12 protein-coding genes are annotated in these 18,622 nt (G+C 42.8%); 1 reads left to right on the top strand and 11 read right to left on the bottom strand.

Features of this window, described 5'->3' with window-relative positions; translation table 11 throughout:
• Positions 1 to 103: 103 nt before the first annotated feature.
• The 11 genes from ppdK to WMO43_RS00920 all read right to left on the bottom strand — a co-directional run bounded on the left by ppdK (position 104) and on the right by WMO43_RS00920 (position 17,025).
• Entirely contained in the window at positions 104 to 2,737 is a 2,634-nt protein-coding gene (gene ppdK, locus WMO43_RS00970; protein WP_353529415.1) for a pyruvate, phosphate dikinase, read from the bottom strand.
• Positions 2,738 to 2,985: 248 nt separating this feature from the next.
• Entirely contained in the window at positions 2,986 to 5,709 is a 2,724-nt protein-coding gene (locus tag WMO43_RS00965; protein ID WP_353529413.1) for a leucine-rich repeat protein, read from the bottom strand.
• Positions 5,710 to 5,845: 136 nt separating this feature from the next.
• Positions 5,846 to 8,668 carry a leucine-rich repeat protein gene (locus WMO43_RS00960; protein ID WP_353529411.1) on the bottom strand — a complete coding sequence of 941 codons (2,823 nt, stop codon included), beginning with the start codon at positions 8,666 to 8,668 and terminating at the stop codon, positions 5,846 to 5,848.
• A gap of 279 nt (positions 8,669 to 8,947) precedes the next feature.
• Positions 8,948 to 10,345, bottom strand: coding sequence for a glycine--tRNA ligase (locus tag WMO43_RS00955; RefSeq protein WP_353529410.1), 1,398 nt, complete (start codon positions 10,343 to 10,345; stop codon positions 8,948 to 8,950).
• Positions 10,346 to 10,365: 20 nt separating this feature from the next.
• Positions 10,366 to 10,968: a hypothetical protein gene (locus WMO43_RS00950; RefSeq protein ID WP_353529409.1), complete on the bottom strand. Its 603-nt coding sequence runs from the start codon at positions 10,966 to 10,968 to the stop codon at positions 10,366 to 10,368.
• Between the two features lie 64 nt (positions 10,969 to 11,032).
• Positions 11,033 to 11,776 (bottom strand): DNA repair protein RecO, encoded by a 744-nt coding sequence (gene recO, locus WMO43_RS00945; protein ID WP_353529408.1) that lies wholly within the window; start codon positions 11,774 to 11,776, stop codon positions 11,033 to 11,035.
• Entirely contained in the window at positions 11,712 to 11,894 is a 183-nt protein-coding gene (locus WMO43_RS00940; protein WP_353529406.1) for a hypothetical protein, read from the bottom strand. Before WMO43_RS00940 ends, recO begins: the two co-directional genes overlap by 65 nt.
• 96 nt (positions 11,895 to 11,990) lie before the next feature.
• The gene (gene era / locus WMO43_RS00935) at positions 11,991 to 12,902 is read right to left on the bottom strand and encodes a GTPase Era (RefSeq protein WP_353529405.1); all 912 of its coding nucleotides are present in this window, start codon (positions 12,900 to 12,902) and stop codon (positions 11,991 to 11,993) included.
• A gap of 33 nt (positions 12,903 to 12,935) precedes the next feature.
• Entirely contained in the window at positions 12,936 to 15,854 is a 2,919-nt protein-coding gene (locus WMO43_RS00930) for an insulinase family protein (protein WP_353529404.1), read from the bottom strand.
• Positions 15,855 to 15,986: 132 nt separating this feature from the next.
• The gene (locus tag WMO43_RS00925) at positions 15,987 to 16,190 is read right to left on the bottom strand and encodes a cold-shock protein (protein WP_178051205.1); all 204 of its coding nucleotides are present in this window, start codon (positions 16,188 to 16,190) and stop codon (positions 15,987 to 15,989) included.
• An 82-nt stretch (positions 16,191 to 16,272) separates the two neighbouring features.
• A complete protein-coding gene (locus WMO43_RS00920) occupies positions 16,273 to 17,025 on the bottom strand; it encodes a M48 family metallopeptidase (protein ID WP_353529402.1) in 753 nt (250 codons plus the stop codon).
• Between the two features lie 256 nt (positions 17,026 to 17,281).
• On the opposite strand from WMO43_RS00920, the gene WMO43_RS00915 reads away from it, so the two are divergent.
• A complete protein-coding gene (locus tag WMO43_RS00915) occupies positions 17,282 to 18,589 on the top strand; it encodes an MATE family efflux transporter (protein WP_353529400.1) in 1,308 nt (435 codons plus the stop codon).
• Positions 18,590 to 18,622 lie beyond the last annotated feature (33 nt).

Here is an 18,622-nt window from a genome sequence, read left to right as displayed (position 1 = left end):
ATGTCAATGATATTTTCATCAAAAAAGACCACCGCCTCGCGAACATTGTTCGCTGAAGCGATAGCCTCTTTTTTTATTACAATTACAGATTTAAAAATCCGAATTATTTGTTGTTGATAGCTGCCTGAGCTGCTGCTAATCTTGCGATCGGCACACGGAATGGTGAGCAGGATACATAGTCTAATCCTAACTTGTGGCAGAACTCTACGGAAGATGGATCTCCACCGTGCTCTCCACAGATTCCTAAGTGCATGTCCGGACGTGTCTGTTTTCCAAGTTTTACAGCCATATCCATTAATTTGCCAACACCGTTCTGGTCTAATCTTGCGAATGGGTCAGACTCGAAGATCTTAGCCTGATAGTAAGCATCTAAGAACTTACCGGAATCATCACGAGAGAAACCGAATGTCATCTGTGTTAAGTCGTTTGTACCAAAGCAGAAGAACTCAGCCTCTGTTGCGATCTCATCTGCTGTTAATGCAGCTCTTGGGATCTCAATCATAGTACCAACGGAGTATTTTAAGTCAGAACCTGCAGCAGCGATCTCTGCATCAGCTGTCTCTACTACTACTGCTTTTACGTTCTTTAACTCTTTTACTTCACATACAAGTGGAATCATGATTTCAGGAACCATGTTCCAATCCGGATGTGCTTTCTTTACATTGATAGCTGCACGGATAACAGCTTTTGTCTGCATTTTTGCAATTTCAGGATAAGTAACTGCAAGACGGCATCCTCTGTGTCCCATCATTGGGTTGAACTCTTTGAGTCCTTCGATGATTGCTTTGATCGTCTCTACAGATTTGCCCTGAGCATCTGCTAATTTCTTGATATCTGCTTCTTCAGTAGGTACGAACTCATGAAGTGGCGGATCTAAGAAACGGATGGTTACCGGGCATCCCTCTAATGCTTCATATAATGCTTCAAAGTCAGACTGCTGATAAGGAAGAATCTTATCCAGTGCTGCTTCTCTTTCTTCTACTGTATCGGAGCAGATCATCTCACGGAAAGCAGCAATTCTGTCTTCCTCGAAGAACATATGCTCTGTACGGCAAAGACCGATACCTTCTGCACCAAGCTCACGAGCTTTCTTAGCGTCTGCCGGTGTATCAGCGTTTGTACGAACTTTTAATGTTCTGAACTCATCAGCCCATCCCATAACACGTCCGAAGTCACCGCTTACAGAAGCTTCGTTTGTCTTGATGTCGCCTTTGTAAATCTTACCTGTTGTTCCGTCTAAGGAAATGTAATCTCCTTCATGGAATGTATATCCACCGAGTTTGAACTCTTTCTTCTCTTCATCGATTTCGATCTCACCACATCCGGATACACAGCATGTTCCCATACCACGAGCAACTACGGCTGCGTGAGATGTCATACCACCACGAACTGTTAAGATACCCTGTGCAGCATGCATACCTTCGATATCCTCTGGGGATGTCTCAAGACGAACAAGGATAACTCTCTCGCCTTTTCCACCGATTCCTGCTTCTTTTGCTTCTTCTGCTGTGAAGATAACTTTACCAGCAGCTGCTCCAGGAGATGCCGGAAGTGCAGAACCGATTACTTCACCTGCTTTTAATGCATCTGCATCGAAAGTTGGGTGTAATAACTGATCTAATGATTTTGCTTCGATACGGCAAACAGCTTCTTCCGGTGTGATCTGTCCTTCGTCTACTAAATCACAAGCGATCTTGATAGCTGCAGGAGCTGTTCTCTTACCGTTACGAGTCTGTAAGAAGTATAATTTACCTTCCTCAATTGTGAACTCCATATCCTGCATGTCGTGGAAATGGTTCTCTAATTTCATAGCTAAATCCATGAACTGTTTGTAGCACTCTGGTAAGTCTTTCTCTAACTGAGTGATCGGCTGTGGTGTACGAACACCTGCAACTACGTCCTCACCCTGAGCGTTGATCAGGTACTCACCGAAGATACCTTTCTCACCTGTAGATGGGTTACGGGTAAATGCAACACCTGTTCCTGATGTGTCACCTTTGTTACCGAATACCATAGTCTGTACGTTTACGGCTGTTCCCCAGTCTCCAGGGATATCATTCATACGACGATATACAATGGCACGAGGGTTGTCCCATGAACGGAATACTGCTTTTACAGCACCCATTAACTGGTCTTTTGGTTCCTGTGGGAACTCTTCGCCGTTCATTGCCTCTTTATATACACCTTTGAATTTCTCAGCTAACTCTTTTAAGTCATCTGCTGTTAACTCTGTATCGTAAGTTACACCTTTTGCTTCTTTCATCTCATCGATGATCTTCTCGAAGTAAGATTTTGGAACTTCCATAACTACGTCAGAATACATCTGGATGAATCTTCTGTAAGAGTCATATGCGAATCTAGGATTTCCTGTCTTCTTTGCAAAACCTTCTACTGCTACATCATTTAAACCTAAGTTTAAGATAGTATCCATCATACCTGGCATAGAAGCACGAGCACCGGAACGAACAGATACTAATAACGGATCTTCTGTGTCTCCGAATTTTTTACCATTTACGCCCTCTAACCATGCAAGAGCCTCGAAGATCTGATCCTCAATCTCTTTGGAAATTGTCTTTCCGCAGTTGTAATACTCGGTACATGCCTCTGTGGTTACTGTAAATCCCTGAGGGATCGGCATTCCTAAGCCTGTCATCTCGGCTAAGTTACAGCCTTTACCACCAAGCAGGTTTCTCATAGAAGCGTTACCTTCTTCAAATTTGTAAACCCATTTTGCCATTTGAATAATTCCTCCTAAAAAAATTTATATATTGTTATGTGATGCCCCGTATTGTGGTGATCACAAATACACTATGTAATACGACCATCAAGGGTCGCACATAATTGATTTTAACACAAATTTCATTTTTCGCAACAGATTTTCATAAATTTGTCCAAAAAAAGCAGAAAAAGGAATCCAAAGATTCCCTTCTGCTTTTTCACGCCTGTTACTGTTTCTGTTCTTTTTTTGTTTTTTACCTATTTTTCTTACATTTTAACTACTTTTACGCTCTTGCTGATCCCTGCATTTTTCAGAAGCTTCTTATAAGCATTCAATTTCTTTTTCGGCACTTTGATCGCTGCTTTTTTATGAATTCCCTTGAACGCATTCTTTCCAACGGTCTTTTTCGTTAATTTCGTCGTCTTGATCGTAATTTTCTTTAAGTTCTTGCAGCCGTAGAATGCATTCTTTCCGATGTTCTTAACGTTCTTATCAATCGTGACCTGTGTCACTTTCTTGTTGTTCTTAAATGCATCTTTGGATACTGCCGTTACCTGATATTTAATTCCTTTTACCGTGATTGTTGCCGGAATGCTGACTTTCTTTACATTCTTTTTCGGTTTTACATAGGTTACCGTCGGATTTTTTACTTTTGCACCGGTTACTTTATAGGTTGCACCCTTGCTGTCTTTTAGGGTCGTTCCCTTAGCTGCCGGCTTCTTTTTGTTATTGGTCGGTTTTGTCGGGTTCGACGGGTTGCTTGGGTTCGTCGGCTGACTTGGTTTTGGTGTCAGCTTTGCAATCTTTACTTCTGCCGTCTGTGTTGTAAACAGACCATTTTTAAATACTGCCGTATAGAGTCCGACTCCCTCTTCTTTTTCTGTTGCCTGTCTTTTCACGCTATAGGCTGCCTGTGCTGTTTCTGTCTGTTCTGAGTTACAATTCTGACAGGTTGCTTTTGCCGCACAGCTCTTCTTATCGTCTGACCATTTGTATGTGGCATCACCATAGGTATGTTCTGCATTTGCATAGATATCGCCATCTTTATAAACGGTCGCTCCACCTAATACCGGACTCTCATCTGTTCCGATATTCTGTCCCCATACCGGTGCTTCCGCACGGTTCTCTCCGGTTCCATCTAATAAATATGCCACTTCTCCGGAAGCAAATTCTGCCTTTGTCTTAGATATCACTTCCTCTGTTTCCGCCACACCCCGGTATTCTTCTATATCATAGCAATTCTCTACACCGTTCGCTTCATCTGCTGTTCCTGTAATTGGGTAAGGACTCGTGTGATAGGAATTTTTTATTTTATTTCCTGCATAATATCCTACTAATGCTCCCACCTTGGATTGTGATTCACCACTGGCTGTTACACTTCCTGTACTGTAGGAATTTTCAATATTTTTATATTCTTCCGTACTGCTTTTTAAGTTTGCCGTTCCAAATAATCCACCAACATTATTGGTACCTGTAACCGAGCCTGTATTGATACACTTCTGAACCGGCTTTGTGGATGCCTGAACAGCATAATATCCTCCGATTCCTCCTACCATTGTACCGTTTGCAGTAATATCGCCTTCATTTTTAATCACTCCTGTCTCAGAGAAAATGCCTTCCTGACAATCAAAGCTTCCTAAAATACCTCCGACACTGGCTGAACCACTGCTTATGGTTCCCTGTAGCTTACCCTGATTTACAATATCTCCATATGCCATAACCGGTATTTTTGCATCTTCATCTGTAGCATAACCTACAATGCCTCCCATCGCACTGTTGCCTCCAACATTCCCTTCGTTACGGATCTCTCCTTTGACTGAAACAACCTGTGTATCCTGCAGTCTTCCAATGATTCCTCCAATATAAATATCATTAGCGTTTACCTCTCCGGTATTGATCATATTTCCGGCTGCAGTGATCGTGCCCATGTAGGTAGCCCCCACAAAGCCTCCGATACATTTCGTTCCCTGCACATATCCGGTATTTTGGATATCTCCTGTCGCAGCTGTAATTTCTATATTGCCGTCGTACGCTCCTACAATTCCTCCGGCATGCTCACCACTGCAATAGATACTTCCTGCATTCAGAATACTTCCTGCCTGTATCTGTAATAAATCGCTGCTCGTCATCTGTCCGATAATTCCTCCGGCATATCCGGGTCCATTGATATCTGCCGTATTTTTTGCGGCTCCGGCAATCTTCACGGAGGTCTTAGTCTCTGCCTTTCCGATGATTCCTCCTGCATATACATCTCTACTATGGACCATTCCTGTGTTCAGCAGTTCTCCGTCGCCTTCTATGGAAGCCTTACTACAGTATCCTACGATTCCTCCGACCCTGCTTCCTGCCTCGATCTTGCCGGAATTACTCATGGTTTTAAAGGCGATCAGTTTACCGCCATCCATACAACTGCCCGCAATTCCCCCTACACGGTCATTTTTGCCGGATACATCTGCTTTGTTATTGCAGTCTATGATGGTTCCCCCGTTGCGTCCACATACACCACCGACATCATAGTTTCCCGATACGGTTCCGTCTATGGTAACATTTTTGATCACTCCGCCTGCATCCAGTGTGTTGAAAAATCCGACCTGGTAACCACCACTTATTGCCATTGTCAATTTAATAGTTGCACCGTTTCCATCAAAGGTTCCCCTGTAGCCGTCCGGCATTGTCATATTGGACGGTATGCCCTGCCACATCTCGTCAGATACATCGATCATGGTCACTCCATCCGCTATTTTTGCACAGTCAGAAAGATGGCTTGTACTTCCCCTTAACATATTCGCAAATGTCCACAGATCGTCTGCATCCTCAATGATATAAGGATCTTCTACTGTTCCGGAACCGGATAATGTCCCGCCTGCTGCACGGACTGTCAATGTCCCAAGGCTGCTTCCTAAAACACTTGTCACTGTTAAGGCAAGTGCTAAAGAAAACGCAGTCACAGAAGCGATCCCCCTGTTCTTTATCAGCTTCATTCTTTTCATTTTTTCTGCTTCTCTCCTTCCTGTATGTTGATACAAATCTTCGCCCGAAGGTCTTTTTACTCTATAGGAAACACGGTATTTTCTATAGAGTAAGAGAGTGCCCCTGACAGAGCCACCCTCTTATCCGATACTTTTTTTATTTGATCTTCACTACTTTTACACTCTTATTCATTCCTGCATTTTTCAGAAGCTTCTTATAAGCATTCAATTTCTTTTTCGGCACTTTGATCGTTGCCTTTTTATGTATTCCCTTAAACGCGTTCTTTCCAACGGTCTTTTTCGTCAGCTTTGTGGTCTTAATGATCACTTTCTTTAAGTTCTTGCAGCCGTAGAATGCATTTTTTCCGATGTTATTGACATTCTTATCGATCGTGACCTGTGTCACTTTTTTGTTATTCTTAAATGCATCTTTGGATACTGCCGTTACCTGATATTTCACACCTTTTACCGTGATCGTTGCCGGAATGCTTACTTTCTTCACATTCTTTTTCGGTTTTACATAAGTTACCGTCGGATTTTTTACTTTCGCACCGGTTACTTTATAGGTTGCACCATTGTTGTCTTTTAAGGTCGTTCCCTTAGCTGCCGGTTTCTTTTTGTTATCGGTCGGTTTTGTCGGGTTCGACGGGTTGGACGGATTTGTTGGCTTTGACGGATCGCTTGGGTTCGTCGGGTTCGACGGGTTGCTTGGGTTCGTCGGCTGACTTGGTTTTGGTGGCAGCTTTGCAATCTTTACTTCTGCTGTCTGTGTTGTAAACAGACCGTTTTTAAATACTGCCGTATAGAGTCCGATTCCCTCTGCCTGTTCTGTTGCCTGTTTTTTGATACTGTAAGCTGCTGCTACCGTCTCTTTCGCTCCCTCTATACCACAGAAACGGCAGTTCTGTTTTGCCGTACAGCTCTTCTTATCCGCTGACCATGTATATGTCACATCATAGGTATGTTCCGCATTTGCATAAACATCGCCGTCTTTATAAACGGCTGCTCCGCCTAATACCGGACTCTCATCTGTTCCGATATTCTGTCCCCATACCGGTGCTTCCGCACGCTTCTCTCCGGTTCCGTCTAATAAATATGCCACTTCTCCGGAAGCAAATTCTGCCTTTGTCTTAACTGCGACTCCCTCTGGCTCTGTGACGCTTGCATCTTCTGACATACGGTAACAGTTCTCTGCACCCTGGCAATAAGCTGTCGTGCCTAACATCGGTAATGCATCTGTTACCGTATCATAGCAATTCTTTATTTTATTTCCGTTAAAACCGCCTACTAAAGTTCCATTCCGACTGTCTGTTGCATCTGTTGCATCTGTTATGTTCACCTGTCCGGTACTATAAGAATTTTCAATATTCCTATATTCTTCCGTGCTGCTTGTTATGCTTACATATCCGAATAATCCACCTACCTGTTTACCTTTTGAGGCTGTAACATCTCCTGTATTGATACATTTTTGGACAGCTCCTGTAGATGCTGCGATATTGTAAGATCCCACGATTCCTCCAACATAAGTATCTATTCCCTCAACCGCACCTTCGTTCTTTATCACACCGGTATCCGACACGATGCCTTCCTTACAGTTATAGCTTCCAACGATACCGCCTACATTGCCAGCATTCGTAGTTGAGATTTTTCCCTGATTTACAATGTCTCCATATGCCCGGATCGGACTATCTGTCCGATTCCGATCACACCTGCCTGCGACTCCTCCTACCTGAGTTGCTCCTGTAACACTCGACTCATTGCGGATCTCTCCTCCTACTGCAATAAGCTGTGACTCATTCAATTTTCCTACAATCCCTCCAATTTCATTACCCGAGGGATTGCCTGCCACTTCCCCGGTATTGACAATGTCTCCGGCTGCTGTGACCGTAGTGCTGGTACAATATCCGAACACACCTCCGATAGTATTTGGCCCTTTGACTGCTCCGGTATTTCTGATATCTCCTGTCATTGCTGATATTTCAGCCTTGCCTGGAATATATCCTATCACTCCTCCGATCGAATTGCCGGCATAGCTGCCAGTGACATTTCCCGTATTCAGAATGCTTCCTGCCTGTATCTGTATCGGGTCACCACTGCTTGGTGCCAGACAGCCTACAATTCCTCCGGTATAAGTAGCTCCGCTGACTTCTGCCGTATTCCGTACCTCTCCTGTAACTTTCAATGCAGCAGCGTCTCCTAATTTTCCTGCGATTCCTCCAGTAGATTGATAATACATTCCACCGTCAATAACTCCTGTATTCTGCAGTTCTCCGGCTCCCTCAATAGAACCCTTGCATTCTCCCACAATTCCTCCTATAGAACCATTTGAGTTAATTTTACCGGAATTTGTCATAGCGCCGGAAAATTGAATTTTTCCGCTGCTTTCACAATAGCCTGCAATTCCTCCTGCCATACTATTTCTTGATTTTACATTTGCTTTGTTATTGCAATCACTAATTGTTCCTTTATTCGTTCCACATATACCACCGACATGGCTCCTTCCTATTACATTGCCCTCTGTGGTTACATTTTTGACTTCTCCGCCGACACCTATGATGCTGAATAAGCCGGCATTTTGTTCTGACTTGTCCACATTTAAGTTGATCGTTGCACCATTGCCATCAAATACACCGATATATCCGAGATCTTTGCCTTCCGTATCTTTGACATTTGCCGGCATAGGCTGCCACGTTGCGTCTGAAACATCAATGCTGGTAACACCATCTGCTACTTTTGCACAAAGACCAATATTTTCTGATTTTCCATCTAACAATGCTGCAAATGCCTTTAAATCTGCTGCATCTTCAATAATATACGGGTCATTATATGTTCCACTACCGGATAATGTCCCTTCTGCTGCCTGTACTTCGAGTGTTCCAAGACTGCTTCCTAAGACACTTGTCACCATCAATGCAAATGCCAGAAAGAGACTGAACACGGAAGATATACTCTTTTTTTCTGTGAATCGTCTTTTCTTCATATTTTCCCTCCTACATATTTTCAACACTTGACTTTTCATTAAAATTCTAACATAGGCTCCGCATTTTGTATAGCAAACTAAAGTCTAGGTTTTTGTCCTGATTTTTCCAAACTTTTTGCCAAACCTTTATGCTGGACTATTTGCTGCAAACCGCTTCCGGAAGGGATTTCCGGATATTTTTTCAATCAAAAAGAGGATGAACTCCCTTGATTAGAAGTTCATCCTCTGATGCTCTGTTTTTATGTTCCTGTCCGGATCACTCTGTCTTCTGCAAAATCCTTAGAATGTGAATCTGTCTGCAAAATATGCCTCTAAATCGGTAATCTTGATGCGCTCCTGCTCCATGGTGTCACGGTCACGGACGGTAACTGCTCCATCCTCTTCGGAGTCGAAATCATAAGTGATACAGAATGGTGTACCGATCTCATCCTGTCTTCTGTAACGCTTTCCGATATTTCCACGGTCATCAAATTCACAGTTGTATTTCTTAGATAACTGTGTGAAGACTTTTTCTGCACCCTCATTTAATTTCTTAGATAACGGAAGTACACCGATCTTTACCGGTGCAAGTGCCGGATGGAAATGAAGTACGGTTCTCATATCCGGTTTTTCTTCTGTTCCGATATTTTCCTCATCATAAGCTGCACATAAGAATGCTAATACCACACGGTCTGCACCCAGTGAAGGCTCGATGACATATGGAATGTATTTTTCTTTCTTTTCATCATCAAAATAACTCATATCCTGACCGGATGTGTTCTGATGCTGTGTCAGGTCATAATCGGTTCTGTCTGCGATTCCCCAAAGTTCTCCCCAGCCGAATGGGAATAAGAACTCGAAGTCTGTGGTTGCTTTACTGTAGAATGCCAGCTCTGCCGGATCATGGTCTCTGAGTCTTAACTCATCTTCTTTCATTCCAAGGCTTAACAGCCAGTCACGGCAGAAACTTCTCCAGTAATCAAACCACTCTAAGTCTGTTCCAGGCTCGCAGAAGAACTCTAACTCCATCTGCTCAAATTCTCTGGTACGGAAGGTAAAGTTACCCGGCGTGATCTCGTTACGGAAGGATTTTCCGATCTGGCAGATACCAAACGGGATCTTCTTTCTGGAGGTTCTCTGTACGTTTTTGAAGTTGACAAAGATTCCCTGTGCCGTCTCAGGTCTTAAATATACGGTATTCTTTGCATCTTCTGTGACACCCTGGAAAGTCTTGAACATCAGGTTGAACTGACGGATGTCCGTGAAGTTATGTTTTCCACAGGTCGGACATGGTACATTGTGCTCTTCGATGAAGTTCTTCATCTGCTCCTGTGACCAGCCGTCTACGGAATCTTCTAAGGTAATTCCATTCTCTTCTGCAAAATCTTCAATGATCTTATCTGCACGGAATCTCTCATGACACTCTTTACAATCCATTAACGGATCGGAGAAACCGCCAAGATGTCCGGATGCCACCCATGTCTGCGGGTTCATCAAGATCGCACAGTCTACGCCGACGTTATATGGATTCTCCATTACAAATTTCTGCCACCATGCTTTTTTTACGTTATTTTTTAATTCTACACCAAGATTTCCGTAATCCCATGTATTTGCCAGTCCTCCATAAATCTCAGAACCCGGATATACGAATCCTCTTGCCTTTGCCAATGCAACAATTTTGTCCATGGTCTTTTCCATTGCTTTTTTCCTCGCCTTCTTTATTTGTACACAATATACGTCAGTGACGTATCATCTGCATTTTCTTTCCGGATCGAAACGGTCTTTTCGTCTTTAATCTTGACGTTGTTTCCTGACACATATGCTACTTTTCCACTTACCGCAACATCTATGCTCTCACTCGTAATGACTACTTTATAGCTGTCATCACCATCGATATTCTTATCGGTTGCTTTCTTTTTTAATTTTCCATCCTTGACCGGATAAAAATGCTCCGGGAATGTATAACCGTCCGCTATGGCTTCTACAACGCTTCCCTGATATAAGGTCTCGTCATTAAAATCCGAATAGGTCTTGGTATCGTCAAATTTGACGGTCAGATATGCTTTTCCTTCTTCTACCGCAAACCCGCCGGACTTGACGCTGTTCCCGCTTTCTTTTTTATAATCTTCAATCTGCTGCTCTATGAATGTCTTTAACTCTTTCTCATCATAGTTATCCTGATTGAAATCTTCCGTGATATTTTCTACGACTTTCCCGCCGTCTTTAATATGAAGTGTTGTGCGGTCTTCCTTTGTCCCACAGCCGGTCACAAGCATCATTACCGCTGCTGCTGCAAGGCAGACAACTATCTGTTTTTTCATATGTAACCTCCTAACTCATGCAAATCTCTCACATTATACCCTTTTATCCGCAAAATTTCAACTTCTAGCGGCGAATCTCCTCTAAGACTTTTAACGATTTGAATTTCCGGTCTACATACAGGGCAAGATAGGACTTCAATATCCGCTCTAAGGTATGCAGCACATCTTCCGATACCTGAAAGGTATAGAGCTTTTCAATGCTGCTTGTGATGATGTACTGCATGGTATACAATGCGGACTCATCTAAACGTATGATGTTCTCATCATTTTTACACTCACTGCACAGGGTTCCGGCATATTTTGCACTGAACCATCCTAAATCTTCTTCTTTTTTACACTTTCTACAGGAAAAGACATTCGGATATTCTCCATTGATCGTAAGGATCTTCAGTTCATAAATGCAGCGTACCAGCCGGTTTAAATAGGCATCACTCTCTAATGCCCGGAGGGACTGATAGAGCAGCTTTAACATCTCTGTCGCATTTTCATTTTCCACCGCATAATAATCCGCAAACTCCAAAAAATAGAACCCGTAATAGGCGGCTTCTAAATCCATGGTCAGTTCCCGGAAGTAGTTGGTGATCTCTGCTTTTACCAGATTATATGTACTTCTTCCTTCATATAATTCAAACCGGCCAAACGCAAACGGATTTGTCGCAGCGAGGAGCTGGGAATTCGGTCTTCTCGCTCCTCTTGCAAATGCTGTGATCTTTCCTCTTTCTTTGCTGAGCAATGTAATTCTCTTATCGTAATCCCCTATGGGTATCACTGACAGCACCATTCCTGTCAACACCAGATTCTGCCCCATGCTTTGCCACACCTCTTGCCTTCTGTTCACTGTCTGCCATATGCTCAATCATTTTATATGCCAGATAGTCCGTGACTCTTCCTGTACTCATGAATTGTTTCCAGGTTTCCTCTCCCATGAAAATTCCTCCTTGTCGGATGCTGTTATCTATGTTATTAGAATTTCCATGGTGAGCTTTCCTATACCAGCAAATAATTACCAGTTGACATTTTTCTTACATTTCGTCTTTGCGGTAGCCAAAATTCTTAATTAAAAAATCACTGTCACGCCAGTCTTTTTTGACTTTGACCCAAAGCTGCAGATTGACTTTTGCATCTAAAAGACGCTCAATCTCATATCTTGCATTACTTCCTATCTTCTTTAACATACTTCCCTGTTTTCCGATGATGATCCCTTTATGGGAATCTTTTTCACAGACGATGGTTGCATCGATATCGATGATCTTTTTGCCTTTCCGTACTTTCATTTTATCCACGGATACTGCAATTCCATGCGGAATCTCTTCGTTTAGGGCATGCAACGCTTTTTCACGGATGACCTCTGCTACGATCTGACGCTCCGGCTGGTCGGTGATGGTATCTTCATCATAGAACTGCGGGCCATATGGCAGATATTTAAATATGAGGTCTGTCAATATTTCCGTGTTCTGACCGCGAAGTGCAGACAGCGGTACGATCTCCGCAAAGTCATAGACTTTTCGATAGGTGTCAATGTATTCTAATATTTTTTCTTTTTCATCTACCGTATCTACTTTGTTGATGATCAGTATGACCGGCGTGTTCACCCGCTGCAGTTTTTCGATGATGTGCTGCTCGCCTGCCCCGATAAAATTACTCGGTTCTACTAACCAGAGTACCACATCTACTTCGTTTAAGGTCTTCTCCGCTACATTGACCATGTATTCTCCCAACTTGTTTTTTGCTTTATGGATTCCGGGTGTATCTACAAATACGATCTGTCCTTTGTCCATATCGGTATACACGGTCTGGATCCGGTTTCTGGTGGTCTGCGGTTTATTGGATGTGATGGCGATCTTCTGTCCGATCAGATGGTTCATCAGTGTTGATTTTCCTACATTTGGCCGTCCGATGATCGTTACAAATCCCGATTTAAAATTATTGTTCATTCCGTCTCCTTTGATTTTTCTTTTCGTACATTCCTAGTACAGATCTTTCAGTTCCATAAACATCTCTTTTTCTGCTCTTAATGCTTCTTCATTTCCGATCACGCAGAGATCCTGCTCTTCTAAGACTGCCTGCACTAAAGGCGCTAACGCGCGGATGTCCTCTGCCGTGCCGCTCAATACTGCATCTCTTTCTTTTTGCAGTTCTTCATCCGTGATATGTCCTAAATAGCTGATCAGGGAACGCCGTCCTTTCAAGATCGGGGTCAGCGGTGTATCCATCTCGCTGATGGTTCCGATGATATATTTTGTCATATCTCTTTCGTCTGCATCAAATTCCTTTAAATACTCCGGAATCTTTTCATAGATTTCATTTGTTGCACGAAGTTTCGGGTCACGGTAGGAAGCAAAGTAGGTGTCTCCGTTCTTTCCAAATCCGCTCATGCAGCCATAGGCTCCACCTTTGACGCGGATATTGATCCACAGGTAATCATAGCCCATAATGACTTTTAATATTCTTAGTGTTCCTGTATAGGAATACCCTTTTTTTACAAAGTTGCCCGCACGGGAAACATACTGTACTTTAGAAGCATCTAAAAAGCCTTCGTTCTTTTTCTCACAGAGGATCTCCTGTGGTTTTACAGGGGTCTTATCACTTGGCAGGGACTCTAACAACTCCTGCAGTTCTTTTTCTAAGAATGTGGTTCCGCCTGCACAGGTGATATTTAACATCAGTCTTTCCCTTACAAATATTTCTTTGACTAAACGTTTTAAAGTTGCTTTTAATTCCTCTTTCTTTTCCTCAAAATGCTCTTCTAAATCAGCGACCATCTTATAGAGTTCAATACCCCCGGTCAGATCTGAGATCTTTGCTGTCTTTGAGAAGTAGGACATTGCCCGCATTCCTGCCATATAATGTCCCATTCCGCCAATCGCCATCTGCAATCTGGATTTGCTCTGGGCGATGATCTCGTACAGACGTTTTTCATCGTCCAAATCAGAACTGCAAAGGATTTCTTTTACCAGACGAAGCGCTGCTCCGGTCTTATCTTCTAAGAATTTTGTGCGTACTTCAAATTTCAGACTGTATTCTTCGATGTTTTCCACATCTGCCGTTCCTAAGATGTTATTGCTGATCCCACCGGTCTGCAGATCGATCTCATTGGACAGATCTGCATAGCCGTAATGCTCTGTGTCGACATAGCCAAGCACGGCTTTTAACAGTCCGACATATGGCAGATCTTCCTGACGGATATGTTTGATGTCAAACATAAAGTCTACATAGTGGATGCCGCTGGTAAACACATCGTGATAAAGTGCCGGTACGCCTGCTACCTCACATTCTTCGTTGGTCAGCTTTACGATCTCTTTTTTCAGGTCTTCCCGTTTTAAAAGCGGGATTTTTTCTAAGTCTTCTTTTGGTGACGGCTCTTCCTGATACTCTTTTAAATGTCTGGTATCTGCTATGAGGCTGTCAATCTCTTCTTTACTGAGTGTTGCCTTATATGCCGCTAATTTTTCTTCTAATGCTTTTTCATTCTCGGCATTCAGTCCCTTCTGCGGTTTCGTGATGACTACCGACACATGGGTATTGTCTAAAAGATATTTCTGTACCAGTTCCTCGAAATATCTTCCTTGGGTCTGCTCTTTTAAAAATGCATAGGTCTCGATCGCTTCTATATGCATAAACGGTTCTTTTTCATCATAGAGCCAGCTGTCGAGGCACTGCAAACCGTACATGAGTCCTTTCGGATAAGCTCCAAAATCTGCCTCACGGAATTTGAATTCCATGCTGTTGATCCCTGCTAACAGTGATTTTTTGCTGATCCCGTTCTTAACACAATCCTCTAACACGTTTCGGATCACAGATAAAAATTCTTCTTTCTGCTCCTCATTCGCATTCTTTGCAATGATCGAAAAGATCGGCTGATAGATCCCGTTGTCATAGGAACCCATGATGTCTTTTCCGATGCCTGCATTGATCAGCGCTTTTTTTAACGGTGCTCCAGGTGCATTTAACAATGCATATTCTAAGACTTCAAACGCTAAATAGAGTTCTTTATCTAACACATTGCCCACTACGGTATTGTAAGACAGATAGGTGTTGTCTGTTAAAGATTCACTGCTTGCGATCGGATATGGGAAGCTGATTTCTTTTGGCTTCTCAAATGCTGCCTGCTCTTTGACCGCGGAATCTAAGGTGATCGCGTCATATGCGGATAAATACTCTTTGTCGATCCACTCTAATTTTTCTGCAAAATCCATATCTCCATAGAGGTAGATATAGGAATTGCTCGGATGATAATACTTGCTGTGAAAATCTAAATAATCCTGATAAGTCAGGTTAGGAATATCTACCGGGTCTCCGCCGGATTCATTTCCATAGGTGTTATCCGGAAACAGGGAATTCAAGATGCTTCGCTCTAACACGCTTTCCGGTGAAGAAAATGCTCCCTTCATCTCATTATAAACTACTCCGTTATAAGTGATCGGTGCATCCTCGCTCTCTAATTCGTAGTGCCAGCCTTCCTGTTTAAAAATCTCTTCATATTTATAGATATTCGGATGGAATACCGCATCTAAATAGACATCCATCAGGTTTGCAAAATCTTTATCATTGCAGCTTGCCACCGGATAGACGGTCTTATCCGGATAGGTCATGGCGTTTAAAAAGGTATTCAGGGAACCCTTTGCCAATTCTACAAACGGATCTTTGACCGGAAATTTATCCGATCCGCATAATACGGTATGTTCTACGATGTGTGCCACTCCGGTACTGTCCTTTGGCGGTGTACGGAATCCGATATAAAATACTTTATTCTCGTCGTCATTCCGGATCAGTGCTATCTTTGCTCCGGTCTTTTTATGACGCAATCTATATCCGACAGAATTCAAATCCTGTAATTCTTTCTTTTCTAATAATTCGTATGCCTCTAATGTGTTTAAGTCTCTCAATGCCGTGTCTGCTCCTCTCTGCAAAAATTCACTTGTTTGCTCTATCTATTTTTTATAAAAATATATCATTTAAAAAGAGGGTGCCTGACACCCTCTTTTGGTTATTATTCCCAATTCTACTCTATTTATGAATTAACCAAGACGAACAACATTTGCTGCCTGTGGTCCCTTCTCGCCTTCTACTACTTCAAACTCTACACGCTCTCCGTCTTTCAGCTCTTTGAAACCATCCATGTTCAAAGCAGAAAAATGTACAAATACATCTTTTCCTTCTTCATCAGAAATAAATCCGTAACCTTTTTTGGCATTAAACCATTTTACTGTTCCCTGCTGCATAAAACCTTCCTCCTAACACACTGTTCATCCCTTCCCCAAGGGCTTATTTACTTTTTTATACTAGCACAATTTTCCATGTTCGTCAACGAGTTCCATAGCCCCGGAGCATGGTTTTTCGCTCCCGGTAATCCGGCATCATGCTCTCTACAAATGCCCAGAATTGCTTTGAATGATTCGGATGGATAAAATGTGCAAATTCATGTACCACTACATATTCAATACACCCCTTCGGCGTAGCAATGAGCCATGCATTTAAGGTGATCCTTGCCTTTACGGGCTGGCACGAACCCCAGCGGGATGTCATGCTGCGAATGGTGATCTTCGGATACGGTACTCCGTATTTTTCAAATTGCGGATAAACGCTTTCTATGATCTCAGAAAACACCTGCACGGTCTGTTCTTTGAACCACTGTTGTACCAGCCGCTCCTTTTTTGTAAAATTTTCTGTTTGTTTTAAATATAGGCACAAATAGGTTCCGTCCGTCTCTACCCGCTCGGTCTCTGCCTCTTTGACTTTTAAGCACAGGCTTTTTCCCAGAAAGCCGAAGGTTTCTCCGTCCACATATTGTTTTGATGCTAACTCCTGCGTATTCTTCTTCGAATACTCCCGGATCGCCCGCTCTATGTAGTCCTGTTTTTCTATAATAAACTCCTCGATTCTCCACACCGGGACTCTGTTGTTTGCCGACACGCAGACGGAGCCGTCGGACTTGATGCGAAGGTTGATGTTCTTTACCGGCTTACGCTCTAAGAGGTAGGTCAGGGTGATGTTTTTTAATTGTATGTTGTGATATTCTTTTGGGGTTGTCATGTTTTTTGTTCTATATTTGTCCATGGTTTTCTTGTTTTTGTTTCCTGGTATTCGTATTTATTATACCATTTTATCTTTGGAATGTCAGTGATGGATGTCTTTCCAAACTAATATGTATCTCCACCTTGACTTTTCAAAACGGATATGCTATATATGTTACGAATATACAATCTAAATACAAATTGCCGCCGGGTAAGCTCGCTTTACCTCATTCCGTTAGGCCTTAGAAGGAATGAGCGTAAGGCGTTTTTTTTGATTTTTTCAGGAAAGGAAAACACAGATGAAACAACATACGATTCTCAATGATTTTATAAAATATGCCTCTCTCAATGTCCTTGGCATGATCGGACTGTCCTGCTATATTTTAGCTGACACCTTTTTTATCTCTAAAGGACTGGGTGCAGACGGACTTACCGCCTTAAATCTCGCCATTCCGGTGTACAGCTTTATTCACGGAAGCGGTCTGATGATCGGCATGGGCGGAGGCACACGCTATTCTATTTTAAAAAGCCAGAACCGGCAAAAGGATATGAATCAGGTATTTACCAATGCAGCTGTTGCTTTTTTACTGCCTGCACTTTTCTTCTTCTGTGCCGGTCTGTTTTTCTCTGCCCCACTTACACATCTGCTTGGTGCAAATGAAACGGTCTTTGAAATGACACAGACTTATCTGCGGGTGATCCTGTTTTTTGCTCCGGCTTTCATGCTCAACAATCTGCTTTTATGTTTTGTCCGCAATGACGGTGCTCCACAGCTTTCCATGCTGGCTATGCTGATGGGCAGTTTTTCTAACATCCTGTTAGACTATATTTTTATTTTCCCATGTAAAATGGGGATTTTCGGTGCTGTCCTCGCAACAGGATTTGCTCCGCTGATCAGTATCCTAATACTGTCAACTTTCTTTTTTCAGAAGAAAAATCATTTTCATTTAGAAAAATGCCGCATTTCTCCCGGATTGATACGCCACATCTGCTCCGATGGTCTGCCGTCTCTGATCACAGAGCTTTCGTCCGGCATTGTGATCATTATTTTTAATATGATCATTTTAAATCTGCAGGGAAATACAGGTGTGGCCGCTTATGGTATCATTGCAAATATTTCTCTGGTTGTGATCTCTGTCTACACCGGAATCGCACAGGGTATCCAGCCGATCCTCAGCAGCAGCTATGGAAAGGGTGACCGCACCGCGGTACATTCTATTTTGCGTTATGCTCTGATCACAATGCTGGCTATCTCTGTTTTGGTGTACCTTGGTATTTTCTTCGGTGCCGGGCAGATTACTGCCATTTTTAACAGCGAAAAAAATGTCCTTCTACAGCAAACTGCTGTAAAAGGACTTGTCATTTACTTTACCGCATGTGTTTTTGCGGGATTCAATATTATTCTGTCGGTGTATTTTACCTCCACGGAATTTGCCCGCCCGGCACATGTCATCTCGCTTTTACGCGGATTTTTTGTCATTATCCCGATGGCATTTTTGCTGTCTTACCTGTTTGGCATGACCGGTGTATGGCTCGCCTTTCCTGTAACTGAGTTGTTGGTCAGTATTCTTGGCGGAATTTTATTTTTCCGGCATAACAGATCATAGACGACTGGCTGGGAAACCACGAAATCATAAAAC

This window comes from Maccoyibacter intestinihominis, assembly GCF_040096355.1.
In the GTDB taxonomy this organism is placed as follows: Bacteria; Bacillota; Clostridia; order Lachnospirales; family Lachnospiraceae; genus Maccoyibacter; species Maccoyibacter intestinihominis.
This window is presented reverse-complemented; position numbering and strand designations above follow the sequence as displayed.